We start from the raw sequence: 866 nt of genomic DNA, 5'->3' as shown, positions 1-866 counted from the left end.
GGCAGTGAAGTGGCGGCGGGGCTGTCTGCTCATGTGGGGTCCCTCTATCTGGAAGTAATTTAACTCCCAGTCCGGCATCCGGGGGCAAGCTCACTACCGGCAAAGCGTGGGGCGCGAGCACCATCAATGGGAACCGTCAGCGGGGCACCGGCATCCTCAACAACGAGCTCTATGTCGGGCGCCAAGTCTGGAACAAGCTGCGCTACGTCAAAGACCCCAATACCGGCAAGCGCATCTCGCGCATGAACGAGGAGAAGGACTGGGTCATCACCGAGGTTCCGCATCTACGCATCGTGGATCAGGACCTGTGGGACGCGGCCAAAGCGTATCAGGGCCATCTCGACAAGCGTACGACCTTCAACACGAAGCAGCGCCCGCCAAACCTGCTGTCGTACCTTCTAAAGTGCGGCGAGTGCGGCGGAGGCATGTCGATCGTCTCGGCGCGCCGCTATGGCTGCTCATCAGCACGCAACAAGGGGACGTGCAACTGTCGGACAACCATCGGCCAAGATGTTCTCGAAGAGAAGGTTATTGGTGCCCTGCGGGCGCGACTGATGGAGCCAGAGCTCACGAAAGTCTTCTGTGATGAGTACGCTGCGACCTTGAACCGCCTGCGGATGGAGCAAAATGCTGGCATTACCCGCTACAAGAAGGAGCTAGCGAAGGTCGAGAAGGAGATGGAAAAGGTCTACGGGGCCATTATCCAAGGCGTGGCAGCTAGCTTCATAGCAGGCAAAGCGAAGGCTCTAGAGCAGCGCAAGCATGAACTGGTCGTATGCGATGTCCCGGCCCCACCTGTTTGTGAGGCGGCGGTTCTGAGATCTCATTTCCAGCGATAGGCAGGGAGTGACTTTCTCAATGAGCGC

Annotated in this window: 1 protein-coding gene and 1 pseudogene; both read left to right on the top strand. The window is 58.7% G+C overall.

The genetic code is table 11. The annotated features are described in order from the left end of the window. Nucleotides 1–98: 98 nt before the first annotated feature. Nucleotides 99–314 (top strand): annotated as a pseudogene (locus HCC78_RS34590) (recombinase family protein); the annotation flags it as partial. After that, entirely contained in the window at nt 294–839 is a 546-nt protein-coding gene (locus tag HCC78_RS32805; protein ID WP_371743977.1) for a recombinase zinc beta ribbon domain-containing protein, read from the top strand. The pseudogene HCC78_RS34590 and the gene HCC78_RS32805, both read left to right, overlap by 21 nt. Nucleotides 840–866 lie beyond the last annotated feature (27 nt).

Source organism: Mangrovicoccus sp. HB161399, assembly GCF_013184745.1.
GTDB lineage: Bacteria > Pseudomonadota > Alphaproteobacteria > Rhodobacterales > Rhodobacteraceae > Mangrovicoccus.
This window is presented reverse-complemented; position numbering and strand designations above follow the sequence as displayed.